The sequence below is a fragment of the Cupriavidus sp. FW305-46 genome (assembly GCF_058787075.1).
Window position 1 is genome coordinate 36800 of record NZ_JBYSZI010000023.1, and the last position, 24787, is coordinate 61586.

21 protein-coding genes and 4 pseudogenes are annotated in these 24787 nt (G+C 64.6%); 23 read left to right on the forward strand and 2 right to left on the reverse strand.

Going from position 1 to position 24787, the window contains the following annotated elements; all coding sequences use genetic code 11:
- Positions 1-73 precede the first annotated feature (73 nt).
- The 15 genes from poxR to dmpG all read left to right on the forward strand — a co-directional run bounded on the left by poxR (position 74) and on the right by dmpG (position 13696).
- Entirely contained in the window at positions 74-1801 is a 1728-nt protein-coding gene (poxR, locus tag AC3WON_RS13445) for a phenol degradation transcriptional regulator PoxR (protein WP_492352010.1), read from the forward strand.
- Positions 1802-2322: 521 nt separating this feature from the next.
- Positions 2323-2547 (forward strand): phenol hydroxylase subunit, encoded by a 225-nt coding sequence (locus tag AC3WON_RS13450; RefSeq protein WP_013952185.1) that lies wholly within the window; start codon positions 2323-2325, stop codon positions 2545-2547.
- A 50-nt stretch (positions 2548-2597) separates the two neighbouring features.
- Complete coding sequence (locus tag AC3WON_RS13455) at positions 2598-3593, forward strand: aromatic/alkene monooxygenase hydroxylase subunit beta (protein WP_492352011.1); 996 nt, start codon at positions 2598-2600, stop codon at positions 3591-3593.
- A gap of 32 nt (positions 3594-3625) precedes the next feature.
- Positions 3626-3907, forward strand: a complete 282-nt coding sequence (locus tag AC3WON_RS13460) for an MmoB/DmpM family protein (RefSeq protein ID WP_492320668.1) — start codon at positions 3626-3628, stop codon at positions 3905-3907.
- A gap of 35 nt (positions 3908-3942) precedes the next feature.
- Positions 3943-5463 carry an aromatic/alkene/methane monooxygenase hydroxylase/oxygenase subunit alpha gene (locus AC3WON_RS13465; protein WP_492352012.1) on the forward strand — a complete coding sequence of 507 codons (1521 nt, stop codon included), beginning with the start codon at positions 3943-3945 and terminating at the stop codon, positions 5461-5463.
- A 32-nt stretch (positions 5464-5495) separates the two neighbouring features.
- Complete coding sequence (locus tag AC3WON_RS13470) at positions 5496-5855, forward strand: phenol hydroxylase subunit P4 (RefSeq protein WP_010810417.1); 360 nt, start codon at positions 5496-5498, stop codon at positions 5853-5855.
- Positions 5856-5892: 37 nt separating this feature from the next.
- Positions 5893-6969: an NADH:ubiquinone reductase (Na(+)-transporting) subunit F gene (locus AC3WON_RS13475; RefSeq protein WP_492352013.1), complete on the forward strand. Its 1077-nt coding sequence runs from the start codon at positions 5893-5895 to the stop codon at positions 6967-6969.
- 12 nt (positions 6970-6981) lie between these two features.
- Positions 6982-7305, forward strand: a complete 324-nt coding sequence (locus tag AC3WON_RS13480) for a 2Fe-2S iron-sulfur cluster binding domain-containing protein (RefSeq protein WP_492352014.1) — start codon at positions 6982-6984, stop codon at positions 7303-7305.
- Positions 7306-7374: 69 nt separating this feature from the next.
- Complete coding sequence (locus AC3WON_RS13485; RefSeq protein WP_492320673.1) at positions 7375-8310, forward strand: catechol 2,3-dioxygenase; 936 nt, start codon at positions 7375-7377, stop codon at positions 8308-8310.
- Positions 8311-8358: 48 nt separating this feature from the next.
- A complete protein-coding gene (locus AC3WON_RS13490) occupies positions 8359-9813 on the forward strand; it encodes a 2-hydroxymuconic semialdehyde dehydrogenase (protein WP_492320674.1) in 1455 nt (484 codons plus the stop codon).
- 9 nt (positions 9814-9822) lie between these two features.
- The gene (dmpE, locus tag AC3WON_RS13495) at positions 9823-10605 is read left to right on the forward strand and encodes a 2-oxopent-4-enoate hydratase (protein WP_492352015.1); all 783 of its coding nucleotides are present in this window, start codon (positions 9823-9825) and stop codon (positions 10603-10605) included.
- A 36-nt stretch (positions 10606-10641) separates the two neighbouring features.
- Complete coding sequence (gene dmpH, locus AC3WON_RS13500; RefSeq protein WP_035816275.1) at positions 10642-11430, forward strand: 2-oxo-3-hexenedioate decarboxylase; 789 nt, start codon at positions 10642-10644, stop codon at positions 11428-11430.
- A complete protein-coding gene (gene thmT, locus AC3WON_RS13505) occupies positions 11427-11645 on the forward strand; it encodes a 2-hydroxymuconate tautomerase (protein ID WP_492320728.1) in 219 nt (72 codons plus the stop codon). The genes dmpH and thmT overlap by 4 nt, the downstream gene beginning before the upstream one ends.
- A gap of 24 nt (positions 11646-11669) precedes the next feature.
- Positions 11670-12614, forward strand: coding sequence for an acetaldehyde dehydrogenase (acetylating) (locus AC3WON_RS13510; protein WP_492352016.1), 945 nt, complete (start codon positions 11670-11672; stop codon positions 12612-12614).
- Between the two features lie 17 nt (positions 12615-12631).
- Complete coding sequence (dmpG, locus tag AC3WON_RS13515; RefSeq protein ID WP_492320677.1) at positions 12632-13696, forward strand: 4-hydroxy-2-oxovalerate aldolase; 1065 nt, start codon at positions 12632-12634, stop codon at positions 13694-13696.
- 37 nt (positions 13697-13733) lie between these two features.
- On the opposite strand, the pseudogene AC3WON_RS13520 reads toward dmpG, so the two are convergent.
- Together AC3WON_RS13520 and AC3WON_RS13525 are read right to left on the reverse strand one after the other, a co-directional pair.
- Positions 13734-13832, reverse strand: a pseudogene (locus AC3WON_RS13520) (SAM-dependent methyltransferase); the annotation flags it as partial.
- A 6-nt stretch (positions 13833-13838) separates the two neighbouring features.
- Positions 13839-15563 (reverse strand): serine hydrolase, encoded by a 1725-nt coding sequence (locus AC3WON_RS13525; protein WP_492352017.1) that lies wholly within the window; start codon positions 15561-15563, stop codon positions 13839-13841.
- Positions 15564-15957: 394 nt separating this feature from the next.
- Between AC3WON_RS13525 and AC3WON_RS13530 the strand changes: the two are divergent.
- The 8 genes and pseudogenes from AC3WON_RS13530 to AC3WON_RS13565 all read left to right on the forward strand — a co-directional run bounded on the left by AC3WON_RS13530 (position 15958) and on the right by AC3WON_RS13565 (position 24449).
- Positions 15958-17591: pseudogene (locus AC3WON_RS13530) on the forward strand (methyl-accepting chemotaxis protein).
- 78 nt (positions 17592-17669) lie between these two features.
- Positions 17670-18635 (forward strand): threo-3-hydroxy-L-aspartate ammonia-lyase, encoded by a 966-nt coding sequence (locus AC3WON_RS13535; protein ID WP_492320680.1) that lies wholly within the window; start codon positions 17670-17672, stop codon positions 18633-18635.
- A 75-nt stretch (positions 18636-18710) separates the two neighbouring features.
- Positions 18711-19940, forward strand: coding sequence for an RtcB family protein (locus tag AC3WON_RS13540; protein ID WP_492352018.1), 1230 nt, complete (start codon positions 18711-18713; stop codon positions 19938-19940).
- Between the two features lie 46 nt (positions 19941-19986).
- Positions 19987-20163: pseudogene (locus AC3WON_RS13545) on the forward strand (IS3 family transposase); the annotation flags it as partial.
- A 450-nt stretch (positions 20164-20613) separates the two neighbouring features.
- Positions 20614-20813 (forward strand): annotated as a pseudogene (locus tag AC3WON_RS13550) (nucleotide sugar dehydrogenase); the annotation flags it as partial.
- 205 nt (positions 20814-21018) lie between these two features.
- The gene (locus AC3WON_RS13555) at positions 21019-22287 is read left to right on the forward strand and encodes a flippase (RefSeq protein WP_492352019.1); all 1269 of its coding nucleotides are present in this window, start codon (positions 21019-21021) and stop codon (positions 22285-22287) included.
- Positions 22280-23512 (forward strand): O-antigen polymerase, encoded by a 1233-nt coding sequence (locus AC3WON_RS13560; RefSeq protein ID WP_492320683.1) that lies wholly within the window; start codon positions 22280-22282, stop codon positions 23510-23512. The genes AC3WON_RS13555 and AC3WON_RS13560 overlap by 8 nt, the downstream gene beginning before the upstream one ends.
- The gene (locus AC3WON_RS13565; RefSeq protein WP_492320684.1) at positions 23505-24449 is read left to right on the forward strand and encodes a glycosyltransferase family 2 protein; all 945 of its coding nucleotides are present in this window, start codon (positions 23505-23507) and stop codon (positions 24447-24449) included. The genes AC3WON_RS13560 and AC3WON_RS13565 overlap by 8 nt, the downstream gene beginning before the upstream one ends.
- Positions 24450-24787: the final 338 nt, after the last annotated feature.

Here is a 24787-nt window from a genome sequence, read left to right on the forward strand (position 1 = left end):
GCACATAATGTGCATAAGCTGCCAGCCGAAAGGCACACTCGAGCGGATCACCCGCCGGCACTGAGGGGAGACAATGAGCAGTTCAACCGACAAGTTCTCGGCCACCATGCGCGATGGCCTGGCCGATCTTGCCCGCCGCCTGCGCTTCGCCATGGAGGAGGGTGCGATCTGGCTGGACGAGCAGCGCATGATCCTGATCCATACCGCCGCCCTGGGCGCGCTGCGCAAGGAACTGGTGGACACCCTGGGCATGGAGCGGGCGCGCGGCCTGTTCATGCGCATGGGCTTCCATTCGGGCATGCGCGACGCTGAGGTCGCGCGCAAGCTGCGCGCAGGCCACAGCGACTTTGGCCAGCTGGAGATCGGGCCCTGCCTGCATACCATCGAGGGGGTGGTGCGGGTCACGCCGGTCAAGGTCGACATCGACATCGCCGCCGGCATCTACGATGGCGAATTCCTGTGGGAAGACTCCTTCGAGGGCGACGTCCACCGCCAGCTGTTCGGCATCGTCGACGAGCCTGCCTGCTGGATGCAGATCGGCTACGCCACCGGCTACACCTCGGCGCTGATGGGGCGCACCATCCTGTACCGCGAGGTCGAGTGCATCGCCTGCGGCCATCCGCACTGCCGCATCATCGGCAAGCCGGTGGAAGCCTGGGAAGACGGCGCGCAGGCGCTGGCGCTGTACCAGCCCGATCCCGTGATCGAAACCATCATCGCCTTGCAGAGCGAGGTCGAGCACCTGCGCGCGCTGCAGGGCACCCCGGCCACGCCGGCCGACCTGGTCGGCACCTCGCCAGGCTTTCGCGCCGCCTGGAGCCTGCTGCAACGCGCCGCGGCCAGCAACGTGACGGTGCTGCTGCTGGGCGAGACCGGCGTGGGCAAGGAGCGGTTCGCGCAGGCGCTGCACAGCGTGAGCGGGCGCGCCGACAAGCCCTTCATTGCCGTGAACTGCGCGGCAATTCCCGATGAGCTGATCGAGTCCGAGCTGTTCGGCGTGGAAAAGGGCGCCTTCACCGGCGCCAGCCAGTCGCGCCCCGGGCGCTTCGAGCGTGCACATGGCGGCACCCTGTTCCTGGACGAACTGGGCGAACTCTCGGCCTCGGCCCAGTCCAAGCTGCTGCGCGTGCTGCAGGAGGGCGAGGTCGAGCGCGTGGGCGGCACCGGCACGCGCAAGGTGGACGTGCGGCTGGTGGCCGCCACCAATGTCGACCTGGCCGAAGCCGTGAAGCAGGGCACTTTCCGCAAGGACCTGTACTACCGCCTCAATGTCTACCCGGTCACGATCCCGCCGCTGCGCGAGCGCTTGGACGATATCCGGCCGCTGGCCGAGCGCTTCGTGGCCCGCTACGGCGCGCGCCACGGCAAGCGCATCGTCGGCATCACCGACCGCGCGCTGGCCGAGCTGCGCCACTATGACTGGCCCGGCAACGTGCGCGAACTGGAGAACGTGATCGAGCGCGGCGTGATCCTGGCCAGCCAGGGCGGCCAGATCACCGCCGACCACCTGTTCCTGCCGGGCACCGTGGCACCGGTGGTGGATACCGCGCCGCGGCTGGGCGCGGGCGGCACCTTGCCAGACCTGCGCGAAGCCGCGGTCCATGCGCTGCTGGACCAGATGTCAGAGCAGCAGCTGGCGCTGGGCGACGTCGAGACCGTGCTGATGGAGGCGGCCATGCAGCGGGCCGACGGCAATATGAGCCAGGCGGCGCGGTTGCTGGGCATTACGCGGCCGCAGCTGGCGTATCGGTGGAAGATGCGCGGCACGCGTGGGGGCAACGGGCACGGCAACGGTAACTGAGGCCGCTTTCAAGCTTCAAATGCTGAGGGTGTGCTCCCTCTCCCGCAAGCGGGAGAGGGAGCACACCCGCGTAGATCAAGCGCGTCCACACGATCCCCTGCGCCACCCATCTCCTCCGCTTCTCCCGGCTCCTCGCATTTCCCCCCTTGATCATTTGATGCAGCCCCGCCCGGCCGCGCATCGGCCCGAAGTTGCCCGATGCTGCACCGCGCCAGCGATTTTTCCCTGCCAGATCAAGTCTTCTCACCCAGCTTGCCCAGGCACGCTGCTGCGCCGCAGGGCAATCCCATCCGCATTGGCTCGCTGCCCGCAAACGCCCGCCCGGCGCGGCTTTTGATCATTTGATCAAGGCTTGCGGACAGCTTCATCAATTCATCGACAGGTTTCGCGCGGACCTTTCCGGGTTAACGCGCACGCTCGTCATCGCCAATTCCCCGCAACCCTTGTCCCACAACGCTTCGCGCTCGCTGGCACGGTCTTCGCAGTAAGGCCTGCGTCCAGCCAACGCAAAGGAGCGCGCCATGAACACCCCGTCGGTTCCCCTGTTCGAAGCCACGCCGCGCTATGTGCGGGTCGAGGGCCGCACCCCCGAAGGGTTTGTGCAGTTCGCCTTCAGCGTGGCCGACCCGGAGCTCAACGTCGAACTGATCATGCCGGAGCCGATGTTCGAAGCCTTCTGCTGCGTCAACCGCGTGCGCTTCCTGCCCCCGCTGGAAGCCGCGCCGCAGCCGCAAGCCGACGACTGACGCCGCAGCCACCGCATCACAAAGAGAGAAGGGATACAGGAGACCAAGCGATGCAAGTCGATATCAAGACCCAGCAGATCCAGCCGCTGCGCCAGACCTACGGCCATGTCGCGCGCCGCTTCGGCGACAAGCCGGCGTCGCGCTACCAGGAGGCGACCTACGACGTGCAGTCGGAGGTGAACTTCCACTACCGCCCCACCTGGGACCCCGGCTTCGCGCTGTATGACAAGCGCCGCACGGCGATCGTGATGCAGGACTGGTACGCGCTGAAGGACCCGCGCCAGTTCTACTACGGCGCCTACGTGACCGCGCGCGGGCGCCAGCAGGATGCCACCGAAAAGAGCTTTGCCTTCGTCGAGAAGCGCGGGCTGCTGCAGGCGCTGCCGGCCGAATGGCAGGAACGCCTGGCCACCGGCCTGCTGCCGCTGCGCCATGTGGAGTGGGGCGCCAACATGAACAACTTCTACTGCGCCGACTATGGCTGGGGCACGGCCATCACGCAGGCCTGCACCTATTGCGCGATGGACCGCCTGGGTATCGCCCAATACCTGTCGCGCATCGGCATGCTGCTGGACGGCAATACCGGCGTGGCGCTGGAGCGTGCCAGGGTGGCCTGGTTGGAGAGCGCCGCGTGGCAGCCGCTGCGCCGCTTTGTCGAGCACACCTTTGTCACCGGGGACTGGTTCGAGACCTTCGTCGCCCAGAACCTGGTGCTCGACGGGCTGCTCTACCCGCTGGTCTACCAGCATGCCGACGCGGTGATCGCGCGCGCCTGCGGCACCGGGCTGGCGGTGCTGACCGAATTCATGAACGACTGGCGCGACGAGCACGCACGCTGGGTCGATGCCGTGATCCAGGCCGCAGCGGCCGAGTCCGATGCCAACCGCGTGCTGCTGTCCGGCTGGGCGCGCGCCGCCTGCGCGGAGGTGGCGCAGGCGCTGGTGCCGGTGGCCGATGCGCTCACCGGCGAAGACGGCGCGCAGATGGTGGCGCTGTGCCGCGAGCAGTTCGAAGTCCGCCTGGGCAAGCTCGGCCTGGCTGCCTGATCCGCCCACAACGAACCCCACGGAGACACGCCATGTCAGCCACCGCTGCCAACGTCTACATCGCCCTGCAGAACAACGACGACACCCGACCCATCATCGACGCCATCACTGAAGCCAACCCGCATGCGCTGGTGTCGCAGTTCCCCGCCATGGTCAAGATCGACGCCCCCGGCCACCTGACCATCGTGCGCGAACTGGTGGCCGGCAAGCTCGGCCGCGACTGGGACCTGCAGGAGATCCACCTGAACCTGATCTCGCTGTGCGGAAACATCGACGAGGACGAAGACGCCTTCACGCTGCGCTGGAACGCCTGACCCGGCAGCGGCATAGAGAACATCACGGAGACATCATGGACGCACGCAAGAAGCTCAACCTGCGCGAGAAGTACGCCTCGATGACGCGGGACCTGGCCTGGGAAACGACCTACGAGCCGATGGACAAGGTCTTCCCGTTCGACAAGTACGAGGGCATCCGCATCCACGACTGGGACAAATGGGAAGACCCGTTCCGCATGACCATGGATGCCTACTGGAAATACCAGTCGGAGAAGGAGCGCAAGCTGTACGCGATCATCGACTCGTTCGTGCAGAACAACGGCCACCTGAACGTATCCGATCCGCGCTACCTGAACGCGCTGCGGCTGTTCCTGACCGGCGTGACGCCGCTGGAATACGCCGCCCACCGCGGCTACGCGCACCTGGGCCGGCATTTCCGCGGCGCCGGCGCGCGCGTGGCGGCGCAGATGCAGTCGGTCGACGAGCTGCGCCATGCCCAGACCCAGCTGCACACGCTGTCGGTCTACAACAAGTACTTCCACGGCTTTGGCGAATGGCGCCACATGCACGACCGGGTCTGGTACCTGTCGGTGCCAAAGTCCTACTTCGAGGACGCGATGAGCGCGGGGCCGTTCGAGTTCATCACCGCGATCTCGTTCTCGTTCGAGTATGTGCTGACCAACCTGCTGTTCATGCCGTTCATGTCGGGCGCCGCCTACAACGGCGACATGGCCACGGTGACCTTCGGCTTCTCCGCGCAGTCCGACGAGTCGCGCCACATGACGCTTGGTTTGGAAGTGGTCAAGTTCCTGTGCGAGCAGGATCCCGGCAATATCCCGATCCTGCAGAAGTGGCTGGACAAGTGGTTCTGGCGCGGTTTCCGCCTGCTCACGCTGGTCGGCATGATGATGGACTACATGCTGCCCAAGCGCGTGATGTCGTGGGCCGAGGCCTGGGAGATGTACTTCGAGCAGGCGGGCGGGGCGCTGTTCAAGGACCTGGAGCGCTACGGCCTGCGCATGCCCAAGTACCACGAAGTGGCCACCCAGACCAAGGACCGCATCACGCACGAGGCCTGGGCCACCTTCTACAACTACGCGGGCGCGGCCGGCTTCCACACCTGGGTGCCCAAGGCCGACGAGATGGCATGGCTGGCCGAGAAGTATCCGCAGACCTTCGAGCGCTACTACAAGCCGCGCCTGGACCACTGGCAGGAGCGCCAGCAGGCCGGCGACCGCTTCTACAACGCCACGCTGCCGATGCTGTGCCAGACCTGCCAGATCCCGATGGTGTTCTCGGAGCCGGACGACCCGACCCAGACCTGCTACCGCGAGAGCAGCTACCACGGCATGAAGTTCCACTTCTGCTCGGACGGCTGCAAAGACATCTTCGACGACGAGCCCGCCAAGTACGCGCAGGCCTGGCTGCCGGTGCACCAGATCTACCAGGGCAACTGCGGCGGCGCCACGCTGGAGGACGTGCTCAAGTGGTACCGGCTGGACCCGGGCGCTGACAACCTGGACTTCGAGGGCTCGCAGGACCAGCGCAACTGGAACGCGTGGAAGGGCATCGGGCCTGCCGCGGACGCCGCCTGAAGCGGCCCCCATCACAAGACAAGGAGACAACCATGCCCGTCGTATCCATCGGCGACTACGCCTTCGAGGCGGCCGACCGCGAGGCCGTGTTCCACGGCAACCGGCTGCTCTATATCGGCTGGGACGGCCACCTGCTGTTCTGCGCGCCGCATTGCTTCCCGTTCCCGCCGTCCATGCCGCTGCGCGACGTGGTCGACAAGGTGCTGCCCGGCGTCTACGGCTACCACCCCGACTTTGCCCGCATCGACTGGGGCCAGGTGCAGTGGCTGCGCGGCGGCCAGCCCTGGCAGCCCGACCTGGACCGCTCGCTGGAAGAGAACGGCCTGGGCCACAAGGACGTGATCCGCTTCCGCACGCCGGGGCTGGACGGCATCGGCGGCAGCCGCAGCTGAGGCGCATGGTCGAACGCACCACCGGAAGGAGACCAAGATGTATTCGCTGACGATTGAACCGATCGGGCAGACCATCCCCATCGCTCCCGGGCAGACCGTGCTGGACGCGTGCCTGCGCAACGGCGTGTGGCTGCCCCATGCCTGCTGCCACGGGCTGTGCGCCACCTGCAAGGTGCAGGTGGTGGACGGCGAGGTCGAGCAGGGCGAGGCCTCCAGCTTCGCGCTGATGGATTTCGAGCGCGACAACGGCCAGTGCCTGGCCTGCTGCGCGACCGCGCAGTCGGACCTGGTGATCGAGGCCGACATCGAGGAAGACGCCGATGCGCTGGGCCTGCCGCTGGCCGACTATCGCGCCGAAGTTGTCGAGACGCGCGCCCTGACGCCCACCATCCTGGGCATCTGGCTGCGTGTGAAGGATGGCGGACGCACGGCCTTCCAGGCCGGTCAGTACGTCAACCTGAACGTGCCGGGCTGCGACCAGCCGCGCGCGTTCTCGCTGGCCAACGCGCCGGGCGACGACCTGGTCGAGCTGCACGTGCGGCGCGTGCCGGACGGGCAGGCCACCGGCTACCTGCACGACCAGCTGGCGGTCGGCGACGAACTATCGTTCTCGGCGCCCTATGGCCGCGTCTTCGTGCGCAAGTCGGCGCAGGTGCCGATGCTGTTCCTGGCGGGCGGGTCCGGCCTGTCGAGCCCGCGCGCGATGATCCTGGACCTGCTGGCCGCCGGCGAAACCCTGCCGATCACGCTGGTGCAGGGCGCGCGCAACCGCAGCGAGCTGTATTACGACGCGGAGTTCCAGGCGCTGGCGCAGGCCCACCCCAACTTCCGCTACGTGGCGGCGCTGTCGGACGAACCCGCAGACAGCGGCTGGAACGGCGCGCGCGGCTACGTGCACGATGTGCTGCGCCAGCTCTACGCGAACGGGAACGAGGACGGCAACGCTGACTTCCGCGGCCACAAAGCCTATCTGTGCGGGCCGCCGCCGATGATCGAAGCGTGTATCCGCACGCTGATGCAGGGGCGGCTGTTCGAGGCGGACATCCACACCGAGAAGTTCCTGTCCGCGGCCGATGCGCAGAACAGCGCGCGCAGCCCGCTGTTCAAGATCTGAGGGAGGCGCGCCATGCATACCGTCGAGATCGCCGGCAGCGGGCTGCGTTATCCGTGCGCACCGGAGCAGAACCTGCTGCGGGCCATGGAAGTGCTGGGCCGGCGCGGCATTCCCGCCGGCTGCCGCGGCGGCGGCTGCGGCGTGTGCAAGGTCCGCATCGAGGCCGGGCGTTACCACGCCGGCAAGGTCAGCCGGGCCTGCCTGTCCGAAGCGGAGGAGCGCGACGGACTGGTGCTGGCCTGCAAGACCTATCCGGACAGCGATATCCGGCTGCAGCCGGTGGCCCTGCTGCAGCGCTGCCTGGAAAAGCAGTGGCGGCGCGAGCAGGGCCGGTAGCAAGCGAACGAAGCACAAGCAAAGAAGGTGGCACCCACACAACGCCACCACCACACCAGGAGACCCATCATGGCATTGACAGGCGTATTGCGACCGGGGCACGTGGCCCTGCGCGTGCTGGAGCTGGAGCCGGCGCTGAAACACTATACCGAGGTGCTCGGCTTGATCGAAACCGCGCGCGATGCGCAGGGCCGGGTGTTCCTGAAGGCCTGGGACGAGCATGACCATCACAGCGTGGTGCTGCGCGAGGCCGACAGCCCGGGCATGGACTACATGGGCTTCCGCGTCGACAGCGGCCACACGCTGGAGCGGCTGGCGCGGGAGGTGGAGCAATCCGGCCTGGCCGCCGATTGCCAGTGGATCCCCGCCGGCGAGCATCCGCACACCGGCGTGCGCTTTCGCTTCACCATCCCGACCGGCCATGCCATCGAGTTGTTCGCCGACAAGGACAAGCTCGGCTGCAACACCGGCGACCTCAACCCCGATCCCTGGCCGGACGACCTGCGCGGCATGGCGCCCAGCCGCTTCGACCACTGCCTGCTGTACGGCGACGATGTCGACGGCACGGTCAGGCTGTTCCGCGAAGTGCTGGGCTTCTCGCTGGCCGAGCAGGTGGTGGCGGGGCCGGACGGCGAAATGCTGATCGGCGCCTTCCTGACCTGCTCCAACAAGGCGCACGACATCGCCTTTATCCGCCACCCGGAGAAGAACCGCTTCCACCACGCCTCGTTCCTGCTCGACAACTGGAGCGAAGTGCTGAAGGCGGCCGACATCATCTCCAAGAAGGACGTCTCGCTCGATATCGGCCCGACCCGCCACGGCATCACGCGCGGCGCGACGATCTATTTCTTCGACCCCTCCGGCAACCGCAACGAGGTCTTCTCCGGCGGCTATATCCACTATCCGGACAAGCCCACCATCACCTGGACCGACAACGAACTCGGGCGCGCGATCTTCTACCACGACAGGAAGCTGAACGAAGCATTCCTGAATGTGCTGACCTGAGTCCCCGCCCTGGCTCAATCGAAGAGGCTGAAACTCAAGAGAACCAACATGAAAGACTTCAAGAACTTCATCAACGGTGAGTGGGTCGGCACCGCACGCACGTTCGAGAACCGGAACCCCGCCGACAACAGCGTGATCGGCCACGTGCACGAGGCCGGCCAGGCCGAGGTCGACGCCGCGGTACAGGCCGCGCGCCGTGCGCTGCACGGCCCCTGGGGCCGCATGACCGTCGCGCAGCGGGTCGAGCTGCTGCACGCGGTGGCCGACGGCATCAACCGCCGCTTCGACGAATTCGTGCAGGCCGAGATTGCCGATACAGGCAAGCCCTTCGGGCTGGCCAGCCATATCGACATCCCGCGCGGCGCGGCCAACTTCAAGGTCTTTGCCGACCTGATCCGCAACGTGCCGACCGAGAGCTTTGCCATGGACACGCCCGATGGCGGCAAGGCCATCAACTACGCGGTGCGCAGCCCGCGCGGCGTGATCGGCGTGGTGTGCCCGTGGAACCTGCCGCTGCTGCTGATGACGTGGAAGGTCGGGCCGGCGCTGGCCTGCGGCAATACCGTGGTGGTCAAGCCCTCGGAGGAGACCCCTGCCACCGCGACGCTGCTGGGCGAGGTGATGAACGAGGCCGGCGTGCCGCCCGGCGTCTACAACGTGGTGCACGGCTTTGGCCCGGATTCGGCCGGCGCGTTCCTGACCGCGCACCCGCAGGTCAACGGCATCACCTTCACCGGCGAGACCCGCACCGGCGAGGCCATCATGAAGGCCGCGGCCAACGGCGTGCGGCCGGTGTCGTTCGAGCTGGGCGGCAAGAACGCGGGCATCGTGTTCGCCGATGCGGACTTCGACAAGGCCGTGGCCGGCATCATGCGCTCGGCGTTCGAGAACAGCGGCCAGGTGTGCCTGGGCACCGAGCGCGTCTACGTGCAGCGGCCGATCTTCGAGCGCTTTGTCGCCGCGCTGAAGGCGAAGGCGGAGGGCCTGAAGCTGGGCCGGCCCAGCGAGCCCGGCGTGAACATGGGCCCGCTGGTGTCGCACGAGCATCGCGACAAGGTGCTGTCCTATTACCGCAAGGCCGCCGAGGCCGGCGCGACCGTGGTCACCGGCGGTGGCGTGCCGCAGATGCCGGGGGCGCTGGCCGAAGGCGCCTGGGTGCAGCCCACCATCTGGACCGGCCTGCCGGAAAGCGCCGCCGTAATCCGCGAGGAGATCTTCGGGCCCTGCTGCCATATCGCCCCGTTCGACACCGAAGAGGAAGTCATCGCGCTGGCCAACGACACCCCGTACGGCCTGGCCGCCACGGTCTGGACCGGCGACCTCGGCACCGCGCACCGCATGGGCAGCGCGCTGGACGTTGGCATCTGCTGGATCAATGCCTGGTTCCTGCGCGACCTGCGCACCGCCTTTGGCGGCGCCAGGCAGTCCGGCATCGGCCGCGAGGGCGGTGTCCATTCGCTCGAGTTCTACACCGAGCTGCGCAACGTCTGCGTCCGCCTGTGAGGTTCCGTCATGCATAACGAACTTATCCTTGAGATCGGCGCCAGCCTGCACCATGCTCTGGCCTCCCGTCGCCCGGTGGCGCCGCTGACCGAATCGTGGCCGGAGCTGAGCATCGACGATGCCTACCGCATCCAGCTGGCGATGGTGCAGCACCGGCTCGACGCCGGCGAGCGCGTGGTCGGCAAGAAGATCGGTGTGACCAGCCGCGTGGTGATGGACATGCTCGACGTGCGCCAGCCCGACTTTGGCCACCTGCTGTCCGGCATGGACTACCCCGACGGCGCGGCGATTCCCGCCGACACCCTGATCGCGCCCAAGGCCGAAGGCGAGATTGCCTTCGTGCTGAAGGAAGACCTGGAGGGGCCGGGCGTGACCAATGCCGACGTGCTGCGCGCCACCGCCTATGTGCTGCCTTGCTTCGAGATCGTCGATTCGCGCATCCGCGACTGGAAGATCCGCATCCAGGACACCGTGGCTGACAACGCATCGTCAGGCGTGTTCGTGCTGGGCGATGCCGCGGTGGACCCGCGCAGCGTGGACCTGGGCACGGTCGGCATGACGCTGGAGAAGAACGGCGAGATCGTCGCCACCGGCGCCGGCGCGGCCGCGCTCGGGCATCCCGTCAATGCGGTGGCGTGGCTGGCCAATACCCTTGGCCGGCTGGGCATTGGCCTGAAGCGGGGCGAGGTGATCCTGTCCGGCTCTCTTGCCGCGATGGTGCCCGTAACCGCCGGCGACCAGCTGCGCATCAGCCTGGGCGGCATCGGCTCGGCCGGCGTGCGCTTCGTCTGAACCCGACCCTTTTTCCAATTCAGCGCAGGACAAGCCATGAACCTGACACAAGACACCATTGCCCGGCTCGCCGAGCACCTGGAGAACGCCGAGCTGCAGCGCGAGGCGGTGCGCAAGATCACCGACGAATACCCGGACATGGACTGGGACGATGCCTACGCCATCCAGGACGCCATCCGCGCGCGCAAGGAGGCGCGCGGCACCCGTATCGCCGGGCTCAAGATGGGCCTGACTTCGTTCGCCAAGATGCGCCAGATGGGCGTGAGCGACCCGGTGTACGGCTTCCTCACCGACTATGGCGCCTGCATGGACGGCGCGGCCATCGATACCGGCACGCTGATCCACCCCAAGGTGGAAGCGGAGATCGCCTTCGTGCTGAAGGCGCCGCTCAAGGGGCCAGGCTGCCATATCGGCGACGTGCTGGCCGCGACGGACTTCGTGGTGCCGGCGGTGGAGGTGATCGACTCGCGCTACGAGAACTTCCGCTTCGACCTGAAGAGCGTGATTGCCGACAACACCTCGTCGGCGCGCTTCGTCGTGGGCGGCACGCACCGCGGCGCCGAGGGGCTGGACCTGAAGAACCTGGGCGTGGTGCTGGAGAAGAACGGCGAGGTGGTGGCCACCGCCGCCGGCGCGGCGGTGCTCGGGCATCCGGCCAACAGCGTCGCCATGCTGGCCAACATGCTGGGGGCGCGCGGGCGCGAGCTGCCGGCGGGCACTTTCATCATGACCGGCGGCGTGACCGAGGCCATCGCGGTGGCGGCCGGCGACAACATCACTGTTCGCTACCAGCACCTGGGCACGGTATCGATGCGCTTCACCTGAACCGCGTAGCAAGGAGACACACCATGCCAATCATGCAGGTCTTCCTGATCGAAGGCCGTACCGACGAACAGAAGGCGCGCCTGATCCGCGCGCTCACCGATGCCGCGGTCGAAGCGGTGGGCGCGCCGGTGGAAACCGTGCGCGTGATGATCACCGAGGTGCCGAAGGCGCAGTTCGGCATCGGCGGCAAGACCGCCATGGAACTGGGCCGCTGACGCCCACGCGAAAAGGACAACGACATGGACATGAAAGCAAGCTGCCGCCACAAGGTGGCCATCATCGGCTCCGGCAATATCGGCACCGACCTGATGATCAAGGTGATGCGCCACGGCCGGAGCCTGGAGATGGGCGCCATGGTGGGCATCGATGCCGCGTCGGACGGGCTGGCCCGCGCCGCGCGCCTGGGCGTGCCGACCACGGCCGCGGGCATCGACGGGCTGGTCGGCATGCCGGGCTTCGGCGATATCCACATCGCCTTCGATGCCACCTCGGCCGGTGCCCATGCGCACCACAACCGCGTGCTGCAGCAGCACGGCGTGCGCGTGATCGACCTGACGCCGGCGTCGATCGGCCCGTACGTGGTGCCCGTGGTCAACCTGGACCAGCACCTGGACGCCCCCAACATCAATATGGTCACCTGCGGCGGCCAGGCCACCATCCCCATGGTGGCGGCGGTGTCGCGCGTGGCCAGAGTGCACTACGCCGAGATCGTGGCGTCGATCTCGAGCAGGTCGGCCGGGCCGGGCACGCGCGCCAATATCGACGAGTTCACCGAGACCACCAGCCAGGCGCTGTGCTCGGTGGGCGGTGCCGCGCGCGGCAAGGCCATCATCGTGCTCAACCCGGCGGAACCGCCGCTGATGATGCGCGACACGGTCTTCACCTTGTCGGAGGACGGCGATGAAGCGGAAATTGCGGCGAGCGTCGAAGCGATGGCGCAGGCAGTGCAGGGCTACGTACCGGGTTACCGGCTCAAGCAGCGCGTGCAGTTCGAGCGTATCGCCGCGTCGGCGCCATTGAATATCCCCGGCCTGGGACCGATGAGCGGGCTCAAGACCTCGATCTTCCTGGAAGTGGAGGGCGCCGCTCATTACCTGCCGGCCTATGCCGGCAACCTCGACATCATGACCAGCGCCGCACTGGCCTGCGCCGAGCGCCTGGCCGAGACCCGGCTGTCCGCATGAGCCGCAGGGAGACAACGATGACCGCACAACCCACCAAGAAGCTCTACATCTCGGACGTGACGCTGCGCGACGGCAGCCACGCCATCCGCCACCAGTACAGCCTGGCCCACGTGCGCCGCATCGCGGCCGCGCTCGACGCCGCGCGCGTGGATTCGATCGAGGTCGCGCACGGCGACGGGCTGTCGGGCTCCAGCTTCAACTATGGCTTTGGCGCCCATACCGACCTGGAATGGATCGCCGCCGTGGCCGAGACCGTGCGCCATGCGCGCGTGGCCACGCTGCTGCTGCCGGGGGTGGGCACCGTGCACGACCTGCGCGCCGCCTACGACGCCGGCGCGCGCGTGGTGCGCGTGGCCACGCACTGCACCGAAGCCGATGTCTCGCGCCAGCACATCGAATATGCGCGCGAACTCGGCATGGACACCGTTGGCTTCCTGATGATGAGCCACATGACCACGCCCGCGGCGCTGGCGCAGCAGGCGAAGCTGATGGAAAGCTACGGCGCCCAATGCGTGTATGTGGTCGATTCCGGCGGTGCGCTGGGCATGCAGGACGTGCGCGAGCGCTTCCGCGCCTTCAAGGACGTGCTCAGGCCGGAAACCCAGACCGGCATGCACGCCCATCACAACCTGAGCCTGGGCGTGGCCAACTCCATCGTCGCGGTGGAAGAGGGCTGCGACCGCATCGACGCGAGCCTGGCCGGCATGGGCGCCGGCGCTGGCAACGCCCCGCTGGAAGTCTTCATCGCCGCCGCCGAGCGCCTGGGCTGGCAGCATGGCTGCGACCTCTACACGCTGATGGATGCCGCCGACGACATCGTGCGCCCGCTGCAGGACCGCCCGGTGCGCGTCGACCGCGAGACCCTGGCGCTGGGCTACGCCGGGGTCTATTCCAGCTTCCTGCGCCATGCCGAGGCCGCCGCGGCGCGCTACGGCCTGGGCACGGTCGACATCCTGGTCGAGCTGGGCCGGCGGCGCATGGTGGGCGGGCAGGAAGACATGATCGTGGATGTGGCGCTGGACTTGCTGGCGCGGCGCAGTGCGCAGGCGGGGCAGGGCGTGTCGTCGGCGGCGGTGGCCTGACCGTCGGCAGGGGCGGTCGGGGCGACGCCGGCGCGGCCCTTGCCGCAACGATCGCCAGCATCGGGCGCTCACGCTCCATGGCCAGGGCCGGCTGCGCGGCAACCTGCGCGTCAGTCGGTCCCCATTCCTCCACGTGCGCAAGTCATGTTGCACCCCCATGAAGGAGGTCGATTTCAGCCTTCAACGCCAGGAACGTCCGGTTCGGCTGGCAAAACACCAGCGCGTCGACGCAGCCTTCTGCCGGCGCACGAAACTCCACGCGCCAGCCGGGCAACTCCACGATCTCGAAGGTCCGTCCCTCGGACGGCAGCAGGTGGTAGCGGGGTTGCCCGGTAATGGTCATGTGCAGGTGCCCGGCCGCATCCAGTGCGACCTCGATGCGCTGCACGCTGTGCCGGTACTCGCCGACGCAGCGTGCGCGGAAGGCGGCCGTGGTTGCGTCGCCGCTTGCCATGCGGTGGAAGACAATATCGTCGACCAGCGGCTCCAGCGGTGCCGCAATGCGGTCAATGGTGCCTTCCCGGTTGTAGAGGAAGGTGAGGGCCAGGTTGTCGGGATAGATCTCGGCGGGCTTTTCGGCGGTGCTGAACACATCGTAGTGGCGATGGGCGAGCTGGCCGGCCATGCCGCGCCAGCGCCAGGAGAGCGTATCGCCAGCCACACCGATGGTGACCTGCCCGTACGCGGGGTGCGAGTAGTCGCCCGCGTAATCTTGCAGCGGATGGCTGGGGCTGGTGCCGGTATGCTGCCGCGCTTGCCGTGCCGCCTGGTTGATCTGCAGCTGCGCGAGCATTTCGTGGCGCCGGGCCTGCATGCGGGTGAACCAGTCGATGGGCGGGTGCCCGCACAACTGGTCCAGGGCCGCATACGTCAGCAGCGCGGTCACCGCGCTGGGTGCCCGGTTGGTCAGCACCGCAATGCCGATGCGCCTGGATGGCATCAGCGTCATCAGCGTCGCCCAGCCCAGCCAGCTGCCGGAGTGCGAGACCGTGCGCTCGCCGCGGTATTGCTCGACCGTGAGGCCAAGGCCGTAATGCTGATCGCCGACTTCCGCGAACTCCGACATGCCGATATGCACGCCTGGCGTCATCATGTCGCGCACGATCGCCGGCGATAGCAGCGCTCGCCCGCCAACCCTGCCTTCATCCAGCAGGCAGCGCATCCATTTCGTCAGGTCCTCCACCGAGGTGGCGAGGCCACCGGCCGGTTTCACAATGGAGGACCAGTTTGCACGCAAGCACTCGCTTGCAACCATCGTATGCGGGTGCGCGTGGTCGGGAGCTGCGGCCAGGGCCTCGGCGGAGAAACCGAAGCGTGAGAAGCCGAGCGGGCGCAGCAGGCGTTCCTCGGTGAAGTCCTCCCAGCGCTGGCCGCTGAGGCGCTCGGCCACATGGCCGGCGATCACGTAGCCAAGATTCTGGTACTGCCAGCGTTCGCGCAGGTCACGGCTGGGCGCCAGGTGGCACAGCCGTGCCAGCAGCTCGCTGGTATCAAGGTCACCCGGTGTATGGAGCCAGTCGTGGCGCGGCATGCCGCTGTGGTGGCAGAGCAGGTCGCGAAACGTGATGCGCTCGGTGGCGACGGCATCGTGCAGCCGGAATCCCGGGATCAGGTCGCGCACGGGCGTGGCCCAGTCGAGCCTGCGCTCGTCCACCAGCAGGCCCAGGCCGGCGGCGGTGAAGGACTTGGTGATCGAGCACAGCATGAACTGCGTGGCCGTTGTCACCGGTGCTGGTCCGGCGCTGTCGCGGACGCCGTAGCCCCGCATCAGGACAGGCTCGCCGTCGCGGATCACGGCCAGCGCAAGCCCGGGGATCTTCCAATCGGCCATCGACTTTTCAACCAGTGCATCGAATCCGTTCAGCATGGGGCGTTCCTGGGGACACGGGCTCCGTATGCTGCCATGTCCTGGCGACGCAGTCGCCGCCTGGCCGAAGTGACTGTGCCTTGTTCGCGACATCCCAGCGTTGTCATTGGCTCACTTGTGATTGTTGATGCACTCTATGCGACCATTCCTCCTGCTGGCGACTCCATGCCCCTCTCTGGTAGGGATCAGTTCGGCCCGTCGCGTCCGTTAGCCAGCGCAACAAAGAGCACGGATACGCCGGAAAGTGGCCAGGGCAAAGTACCCCCGGCCAGATCGCGGACGCCGGGCCGACCAGCAGGAACGGGCGCGCAGTGGCATGCCGCCGTGGGGCATGCAAGATGGATCCATAACGAACGAAGCGCATACGTCTTATTGGACGGTGAGGGGAGCGATCATGAATTTCAGGAGTCTGTCTATCCGCACGCGGCTGCTGGCCGGGTTCGGCACGCTGGCGGGCATGGTGCTGGTGGTGTCGGCGTATTCGCTGCATGCGCTCGGCGATGCGACCGCAGGTTTCAATGACTATTTGAACGGGCTGAATGCCCGCGCTGACATGGCCGCGCAGGTGCGCAGCGCGGTGGACCGGCGTGCCATCGCGGCGCGCAACCTGGTGCTGGTGACCGACGCGGGCGAGCTGGAGCGCGAGAAGGCCGAGGCCCTGCGCGCGCACCAGGACGTGCAGACCCGGCTGGCGCGGCTGACCGAGATGGTGCGCCAGTCCGGCATCAGCGACGACGCGCGCAAGCTGGTGGAGGATGTGGTGAAGGTCGAGGCCCAGTACGGCCCGGTCGCCACGGGCATCGTCGGCCTGGCGGTGGAGCGCAAGATCGAGGAAGCCGTGTCCCGTATCGACAAGCAATGCCGCCCGTTGCTGGCGGCGCTGATCAAGGCGACCGACGCCTACGCCGAGTTCACCCTGGCGCGCCAGAAGGAGATGGAGCGCAGGCTGGAGGCGGATTATGAGCGCCAGCGCAACCTGCTGATCCTGATTTCCATGGTATCGGCGGCCATCGCCGTCGTTGGCGGCCTGCTGATTACGCGTGCCATCACGCGGCCGATCCAGCAAGCTGTGGATGTGGCCGGCACCGTGGCCAGCGGCGACCTGGGCGCGCGCATCGAGGTCGATCGCGATGACGAGACCGGTCGCCTGCTTGCCGCGCTGCGCGACATGAACGAGCGCCTCACCGCCACCGTTACCCAGGTGCGTGCAGGCAGCGGCAATATTGCCGTGAGCACCAGCGAGATCGCGCGCGGCAACGCTGACCTGAGCAGCCGCACCGAGGAACAGGCGGCGTCGCTGGAAGAAACCGCGGCCAGCATGGAAGAGCTGACCGAGACCGTGCGCCAGAATACCGACAACGCCCGCCAGGCCAGCGAGCTGGCGCGCAGCGCTGCACCGTGGCGCAGCGCGGCAGCGCCACGGTGCAGCGCGTGGTCGGCACGATGCAGGACATTAGTGCCAGCTCGTCCAAGATCGCCGAGATCACCGGCATCATCGAAGGCATTGCCTTCCAGACCAACATCCTGGCGCTGAACGCGGCGGTTGAGGCTGCGCGTGCAGGCGAGCAGGGCCGCGGCTTTGCCGTGGTGGCCAGCGAGGTGCGCGGCCTGGCGCAGCGCTCATCGAGCGCGGCCAAGGAGATCAAGGACCTGATCGAGGCGTCGGGACGCCAGGTGCACGACGGTGCGTCGCTGGCGGCAGAGGCCGGCCAGACCATGGCCGAGGTGACCCAGGCGGTGGCGCGCGTGACCGGCATCGTGGAAGAGATTGCCACGGCGTCGGCCGAACAGACCCGCGGCATCGAGCAGGTCAACCAGGCCATCGTGCAGATCGACCAGGTGACGCAGCAGAACGCGTCGCTGGTGAGTGAAGCTGCCAATGCGTCGCGCGCGCTGGAAGAGCAGGGCCGCGAGCTCACTGAGGTGGTGGCGTTCTTCCGCCTGCCGGGCGAAGGCGGCGCCTCGCACCGGGGTGCCGATACGCTGGCCACGCAGCGGCGCGCGGCGCACAGGCTGGCCGCGGCATAGCGCCACGCCGGGGCGGCGTGGCTGCAAGGTGGCCCCGGGGCGGGTAAACTGGCCGGTCCCAGCCTCCTTGCCACCGCCATGACCGCCCTGCCTATCTCCTTCGACGACGTCGCTGCCGCCCACGAACGCATTCGCGCGGCGGCCCACCGCACCCCGGTGCTGACTTCCGCCACCGCTGACGCGGCCACCGGCGCGCAGCTGTTCTTCAAGGCCGAGAACTTCCAGCGCATCGGCGCCTTCAAGTTCCGCGGCGCCTACAACGCCATCGCCCAGTTCACGCCGCAGCAGAAGGCGGGTGGCGTGCTGGCGTTCTCTTCGGGCAACCATGCGCAGGCGATCGCGCTGTCGGCCCGGCTGCTGGGCGTGCAGGCGGTGATCGTGATGCCGCAGGACGCCCCCGCGATCAAGATCGAGGCCACGCGCGGCTACGGCGCCGAAGTGGTGCTGTACGACCGCTACCAGGACGATCGCGAGGCGCTGGGCCGGCGCATCGCCGCCGAGCGCGGCATGACGCTGATCCCGCCGTATGACCATCCGCACGTGATGGCGGGGCAGGGCACGGCCGCCAAGGAGCTGTTCGAGGAAACCGGCCCGCTGGACATGCTGGTGGTGTGCCTGGGCGGCGGCGGGCTGCTGTCTGGCTGCGCGGTGGCGGCGCAGGCGATGTCGCCCGGCTGCGCCGTGTATGGCGTCGAACCCGAGGCCGGCAACGACGGCCAGCGCAGCCTGCGCAGCGGCGAGATCGTCCGCATCGACACTCCGCGCACCATCGCCGATGGCGCGCAGACGCCGTTCCTGGGCAACCACACCTTTGCCGTGATCCGCGAACTGGTGACGGACATCGTCACGGTGTCGGATGCGGAACTGGTCGACACCATGAAGTTCTTCGCCGGGCGCATGAAGATCGTGGCTGAGCCCACCGGCTGCCTGGCCGCCGCCGCGGTGCTGCACGGCAAGCTAGATGTGAAGGGCAAGCGCGTGGGGGTCATCATCTCGGGCGGCAATGTCGACCTGGGCGCCTTCGGCAGCTTCCTGTTGGCTTGAGTCGGGCGGCAGGGAATCCTGGACTGGCCCTGGCCGTCTAACCTGCAATCCGCGACGACAAAGCCAGGGGCGGCCATGACGGACAAGCGCCACTATGACGTGCTGGACACCGGCGCCGGCAAGCCGGTCAAGCTGTGGACGCGCGGCGTCCCGGTGGAAGGCGCTGCCCGCGAGCAACTGCTGAACACGGCGCGGATGCCGTTCATCTTCCGCCATCTTGCGGTGATGCCGGATGTACATCTGGGCAAGGGCTCGACCATCGGCTCGGTGATCCCGACCGTGGGCGCGGTGATTCCCGCGGCGGTGGGCGTGGACATCGGCTGCGGCATGATGGCCGTGAAGACCTCGCTCACCGCCGCTGACCTGCCCGACAACCTCGGACCGCTGCGCAGCGCGATCGAGCACGCCGTTCCGCACGGGCGCACCGCGCAAGGCGGGCGGCGCGACCAGGGGGCCTGGGGCTCGGCGCCGGCGCCCGTTGACGCGGCATGGGCCGAAATGGCGCCGGGCTTTCAGCGCATCACCGACAAGTATCCGCACCTGGCGCGCACCAACCATCGCAATCACTTGGGCACGCTCGGCACCGGCAACCACTTTATCGAGGTGTGCCTAGACGAGGCCCAGTCAGTCTGGTTCATGCTGCACAGCGGCTCGCGCGGCGTCGGCAATGCTATCGGCATGACCTTCATTTCGCTGGCGCAGCAGGACATGCGCAAGCACCTCGCCAACCTGCCGGACCGCGACCTGGCCTACCTGGTCGAAGGCTCCACGCACTACGAGGACTACATCTTCGCCGTGTCATGGGCCCAGGCCTACGCGCGCCGCAACCGCGAGCTGATGATGGAGGCGGTGCTGGCCGCGGCGCAGCGCGTGCTGCGCAGGCCGTTCCAGGCGCGGCTGGAGGCGGTCAACTGCCACCACAACTACGTGCAGAAGGAACACCACTTCGGCGCCGACGTGCTGGTCACGCGCAAGGGCGCGGTCAGTGCGCGCGTGGGCGAGCTGGGCATCATCCCGGGATCGATGGGCGCGCGCTCCTTCATCGTGCGCGGCAAGGGCAACCCGGAATCGTTCTGCTCATGCAGCCACGGCGCGGGGCGCACCATGAGCCGCAGCGAGGCCAAGCGCCGCTTCACCGTGGCCGACCAGGTGCATGCGACCGAGGGGGTCGAATGCCGCAAGGACGCCGCGGTGATCGACGAGATCCCGATGGCGTACAAGGACATCGACGCGGTGATGGCGGCGCAGGCTGACCTGGTGGAGATCGTGCACACATTGCGGCAGGTGGTGTGCGTGAAAGGCTGAACGGCTGTTGCCCCCCGCCGTGAGCGGCCTCTGGCAAGCCGGCGCTGCGGCGCCGGGGCTGATCCACCACTCCGACCGCGGCCGCCAAGCCTTCTAGGCCAAGCTTGCTGGCTATGGCATGGTCTGCTCGGTGAGTCGCAAAGCGAATTGTTGGGACAATGCCCCCAGCGAAAGCTTCTTCAATAGCTTGAAGAACGAGCGCGTGCACGGCCAGCGCTACCGCCATGGCACATGTGGGGGATTCTTAGTTCTCTTTACGACAGAGTGTACGGATTTTCATCGTTGTAAGGGGCTCGCCCGGACGGGGAACTTATAGCGAGTTGTGCTTGTGGTTCAGCCGAATGGCTGATCCGCTGCCCCGGGCTTGCTGGAGCGTTTCCTGATCGAATCCAGACATATATGAGCAAAATATGTCGCGTTAGTGAAGAATTGCGCGTAGATAGCTATGGCCCCGGCATCTGGGCGAAGCACCAACGTGCGGACCGCCTGGCATTAACTTGCTACTGGACTTTCGCGCGGACATACCTTGCTGACCGTGGGTCGATGGCGGCGTCGATGCGGCACCGAAGAAATGCTTATATGTGGTGCCGCACATAAATACTCTCTGACGCTGCCAGCACCGCCGATAATTCTTGAAACAAGAGAAGACGCCAGAACATCCATTTGTCCGGACCTGACCCACAAGGCTGAGATGCTGGGCTATCACCCGCAAGTCATTCTGGCCGGTAGTTGCATCAATGATGGCATGGCGGTGTGTGTGTGGCACAGCAGACGGTAAAGAAGATCATTCAGTCTGGAAACGCGGTGAAGCGTGCGAAGGTGATCGTCCTAGGACTGACCTTTAAGGAGAATTGTGCGTATTTGCACAATAGCTCTTGGCGACGTTGCATATGGTAAGTCACCGAGATATCGGAACTTCCGTCCTGGTGATATACGCGATAGTCAGGCCGATATTGTGAAAGCCAGAAATCTAATTGGTTACGATCCGAAATATCGTGTCAGAACAGGCATTGAGCAGGCGATGCCATGGTATCTGATGAGATTGCGAGGCTCGATCTCAGGTTGAAATCGGTAGATCATGCGGCTATCCCATATTTCGTGGAATCTAGCTGGATTGGCGCTCCCATTACTCGTCGCCGCTGTCACGGTCCCGCAACTCATACAGAAACTCGGGAACGAACGGTTTGGGTTGCTGGCGCTGGCATGGGGATTGATCGGCTATGCGGGTGCGCTAGATCTCGGGATCGGTCGTGCACTGACGCAGTTGGTATCCAGTCTACGGGGCGCAGACGATCTAGCGGATATCCCGGACGTGCTGGCGACAGCGCGGCGGATTACTCTTGTGACAGGGCTGGTCGGTGGTAGTTTCGTCGCGGCGACCGCGTTGCTGGGTGGATACGCTTGGATCGATGCGCATGGTACCCCCCCTCTTGAGATCCGCTCGGCCATGATATTGCTAGCGATTGCGTTACCGGCACAGGCGATGAGTGCCACCTATCGCGGCATGAACGAAGCCTTTCTGAACTTCAAAGGCATTAGTTTATTGCGCGCGGGACTCGGCGTAATCAATTTTGGTGGGCCGTATCTGGTGACCCTCTACACCAATCAACTTCCGTGGCTGATTGCAACGTTAGTAGTCAGTAGGGTTCTTGCCTTGTTCGCATTTGATCACTTAGCTGCCCGATGCATGCGGATTGGTGGGGTTGGATATAAGGGCGTCTATTCTTCGAAGATCGCGCGATCACTGTTCGCTTTCGGCGGATGGGTGACGGTCAGTAGCATAGTAAGCCCGATCTTAGTCCAAGCGGATCGTTTTGTTATCGCCTCGGTCATCTCTGCTGCAGCGGTGACTGTCTATGTTTTGCCGTACGAGATGGTGACGCAGAGCTTGATATTGGTGAGCTCAGTATCGTCCGTAATGTTCCCAACCTTGAGCCAGTTGATGCGTGAACGTCCTGGCGAGTGGCGCGCCTATTTTCGTCGCTGGTTATACATCATGATTGGATTAATGGCGGTGGTGAGCATATTAATGGCTTTGCTTCTGCCGGAGGTACTCTTATGGTGGATAAAGGACCATCTAAATTCCGAGTCAATTGTAATCGGTCAAGTGCTGTGTCTCGGAGTCTTTGCCAATGCGATCGGCTCCATGTTTTACGCGTTGATTCAGGCGGACGGGCGAGCCAATTTGACCGCAACATTGCACGTGATTGAATTGCCGTTTTTTGTTGTTGCGCTATATTTTCTCCTGAATAACTATGGTATTCATGGTGCGGCTTGGGCCTGGGTGGGTCGCATGATTTTCGACGCCAGCGCGTTAGCATACTATTCCAGGAGGCGGAATGTTTGAGATATTGTTGCTCATTACGTTGGCGGGGCTGCTGACAGCGAGTCGGCGGCAATTGGGATTCGGGAATCCATTTCAGATTTACTTCTTCGTTTGGTTCTTTTTGCTCTTTGGATATTATTTGTCTCGGGATACTTTTATCTCGGTTTCGGTAGAATTTATCCTTATTATTTTGACGGCAAAGCTTCTTGCGTTGTTTATTATGATCTCATGCTGTCTCCGACTTCGGGTGGGGGGCGCAGAAGTTTGGCGGCACGGGGTCATTGCGAGAAAGAGTAGATTTATTGACCTGGCGCAGTTAGTGGCGATCATTGCGCTCCCGTTCGTCTACGGGCGAGCTACGGAAATTGCGGATGGTGAGAGCATTTTTACTGTGTTGGGTTATATAAAACTCCGTGCGGCGATAACGGAGGATGGGGAGGGTTATGGGATATTGGCATACTTGTGGGTACTTTCTTTTGTGACTACCTCCGTGTCGATATTTCTTTACCGCCAATCAAATTTGGGAGGTGGTCGCCTGTGGCTTTCCGTCGCGGTGAGTCTATGTTACTGCTATCTCAGCACTGGTCGGACATACATCTTGTTCTTTTTGTGTCTGGCTCTTGTTCCGTTGATGAATGTTGGTGCAATTCGTATGCGTGGGTTACTCATCGCGCTGGTTATCTTTGCGGCTTTATCGATATTTGTAGCGGCGATGACTGCGAAGGGGATTTCCGCGGATGAGGGTATTGCGGAGAATATTGAGTCTTTTCTCGAAAGCCTGAGAGGCTATGTAGTTGGTCCGTTTCTTGCATTTTCCCGACTTGTGGAATGGAATCCGGATTTAAGTTGGGGGGAGAATACGTTTCGCTTGTTTGTGTCCCTTCAATATGCCCTGGGTATTTCAGATAAGGCCCCGGTATCTTTGGTCAAAGGATATGCGTTCGTACCGGATCCAACCAATGTGTATACGGTATACGAGGTTTATTTTCGAGACTTTTCGTACATCGGCGTGCTAATTCCACCGGTGTTTTTGATGGTGCACTATTGGTTGTATAGGAGAGCGCGTTCGAGCGGTGGAGTCTGGATCTTTTATTATTCGGCTTCGGTGTACCCGTTGGTGATGCAGTTCTTCCAGGATCAGTATTTTTCGTTGCTATCAACCTGGATTCAGGTCTGGTTTTGGTATTGGCTGTTTATGACACCGTACCGATTCAGATGGCAAAAGGGGGGGCTCGGTCATGCTTGATATTGTTTTGGTTAATTGGAATAGCCGAGGGCAACTCTCGGATGCAATCACAAGCATTGTGCAGCATCACGGCGGATTGGTTAAATCGGTAATTATTGTCGATAATGCCTCAAGTGACGATTCTCTGTCGTTGGCAAAGGTGGTGGCGTCTAATTCACCATTTGATGTAAAGGTAATAGTTAATACCTGGAATCGCGGCTTTGGCGCGGCCTGCAACCAAGGCGCGGCGCTTGCTGAGGGAGAGTTTGTGCTCTTCTTGAATCCGGATGCGAGGATATTTTCCGAGTCGTTGCTCAGACCCTTGACTTACCTTAAGGAACCTGGGGCGGCGGACGTGGGGATTGTCGGTGTTTCACTTGTGGATGAGAAGAATCAGGTGGCTCGCAGTTGCTCGCGTTTTCCGACGGTGGCATCTTTTTTTGTCAACGCTACCGGACTTAATCGCCTTCCAGGCCTGCAGCGATGGACGCAAGCCATGGTGGAATGGCCTCACGATTCGAATAGGCAAGTAGACCAGGTGATAGGAGCTTTCTTTTTAATGCGTCGTGACCTATTTATGGCACTGCACGGATTTGACGAACGATTCTTTGTTTACTTTGAAGAGGTTGATTTATCGCTACGTGCTCGTCAAGCCGGATTCCGGAGCATGTATATAGCTGACGTCCAGGCGTATCACGCTGGCGGCGGCACCTCGCAACAGGTAAAGGGGCATCGGTTGTTTTACTCTTTGCGTAGCCGCTTACTTTACGGGTTCAAACATTTTAAGCGGATACCTGCGTGGACGTTGGTTTTTGTAACTCTTTGCTTGGAGCCGTTAAGTCGCATAGGTTTTTCGCTAATCGCCGGTAGAATTGATGATGCTCGCAATACGTTGATGGCCTATCGTATGCTGATTGCTGATCTCGGCGATATATTGATGAGGGCGAGTCGGCCGTGAAAGTACTTGTGCGCTCTCGCTATGAGCCAACGGGGGAGGCGCTTGTATCAATTCCTGTCTGCGCATCAAGCGAAAGACGTGGAACCCGTCATCGCTCCATTAGTGTGCGATGAAAAGCTGACGGAAGTATACCGCTCTGGTGGATACCGGGTAGCTAGCTTGATCGATGCGAGAGTGGAGTTGCCAGGATATGAGTAATAGGCGGAGGATTCTTTTCGGAGGACTTGCAACGAGCATCGGTGTTTCGCTGCTCCGGTGGCAAACAAGTCTCGCAGGCACTGAGGAGCGCTCTCCGTCGCATCGTCCGGGGGATGAACCGACAAGCGTAAGAAAGTTTG

Bases quoted from the DNA above. Each gene is read 5' to 3' on its own strand.
- AC3WON_RS13465 (WP_492352012.1), top strand. From the start codon at position 3,943: ATGGACGCACGCAAGAAGCTCAACCTGCGCGAGAAGTACGCCTCGATG.
- dmpG (WP_492320677.1), top strand. From the start codon at position 12,632: ATGACCGCACAACCCACCAAGAAGCTCTACATCTCGGACGTGACGCTG.
- AC3WON_RS13475 (WP_492352013.1), top strand. From the start codon at position 5,893: ATGTATTCGCTGACGATTGAACCGATCGGGCAGACCATCCCCATCGCT.
- AC3WON_RS13525 (WP_492352017.1), bottom strand. From the start codon at position 15,563: ATGCTGAACGGATTCGATGCACTGGTTGAAAAGTCGATGGCCGATTGG.
- AC3WON_RS13460 (WP_492320668.1), top strand. From the start codon at position 3,626: ATGTCAGCCACCGCTGCCAACGTCTACATCGCCCTGCAGAACAACGAC.
- AC3WON_RS13555 (WP_492352019.1), top strand. From the start codon at position 21,019: ATGCGGCTATCCCATATTTCGTGGAATCTAGCTGGATTGGCGCTCCCA.
- dmpE (WP_492352015.1), top strand. From the start codon at position 9,823: ATGCATAACGAACTTATCCTTGAGATCGGCGCCAGCCTGCACCATGCT.
- AC3WON_RS13565 (WP_492320684.1), top strand. From the start codon at position 23,505: ATGCTTGATATTGTTTTGGTTAATTGGAATAGCCGAGGGCAACTCTCG.
- AC3WON_RS13510 (WP_492352016.1), top strand. From the start codon at position 11,670: ATGGACATGAAAGCAAGCTGCCGCCACAAGGTGGCCATCATCGGCTCC.
- AC3WON_RS13490 (WP_492320674.1), top strand. From the start codon at position 8,359: ATGAAAGACTTCAAGAACTTCATCAACGGTGAGTGGGTCGGCACCGCA.
- AC3WON_RS13535 (WP_492320680.1), top strand. From the start codon at position 17,670: ATGACCGCCCTGCCTATCTCCTTCGACGACGTCGCTGCCGCCCACGAA.
- AC3WON_RS13560 (WP_492320683.1), top strand. From the start codon at position 22,280: ATGTTTGAGATATTGTTGCTCATTACGTTGGCGGGGCTGCTGACAGCG.
- poxR (WP_492352010.1), top strand. From the start codon at position 74: ATGAGCAGTTCAACCGACAAGTTCTCGGCCACCATGCGCGATGGCCTG.
- AC3WON_RS13480 (WP_492352014.1), top strand. From the start codon at position 6,982: ATGCATACCGTCGAGATCGCCGGCAGCGGGCTGCGTTATCCGTGCGCA.
- dmpH (WP_035816275.1), top strand. From the start codon at position 10,642: ATGAACCTGACACAAGACACCATTGCCCGGCTCGCCGAGCACCTGGAG.
- AC3WON_RS13540 (WP_492352018.1), top strand. From the start codon at position 18,711: ATGACGGACAAGCGCCACTATGACGTGCTGGACACCGGCGCCGGCAAG.
- AC3WON_RS13485 (WP_492320673.1), top strand. From the start codon at position 7,375: ATGGCATTGACAGGCGTATTGCGACCGGGGCACGTGGCCCTGCGCGTG.
- AC3WON_RS13470 (WP_010810417.1), top strand. From the start codon at position 5,496: ATGCCCGTCGTATCCATCGGCGACTACGCCTTCGAGGCGGCCGACCGC.
- AC3WON_RS13450 (WP_013952185.1), top strand. From the start codon at position 2,323: ATGAACACCCCGTCGGTTCCCCTGTTCGAAGCCACGCCGCGCTATGTG.
- AC3WON_RS13455 (WP_492352011.1), top strand. From the start codon at position 2,598: ATGCAAGTCGATATCAAGACCCAGCAGATCCAGCCGCTGCGCCAGACC.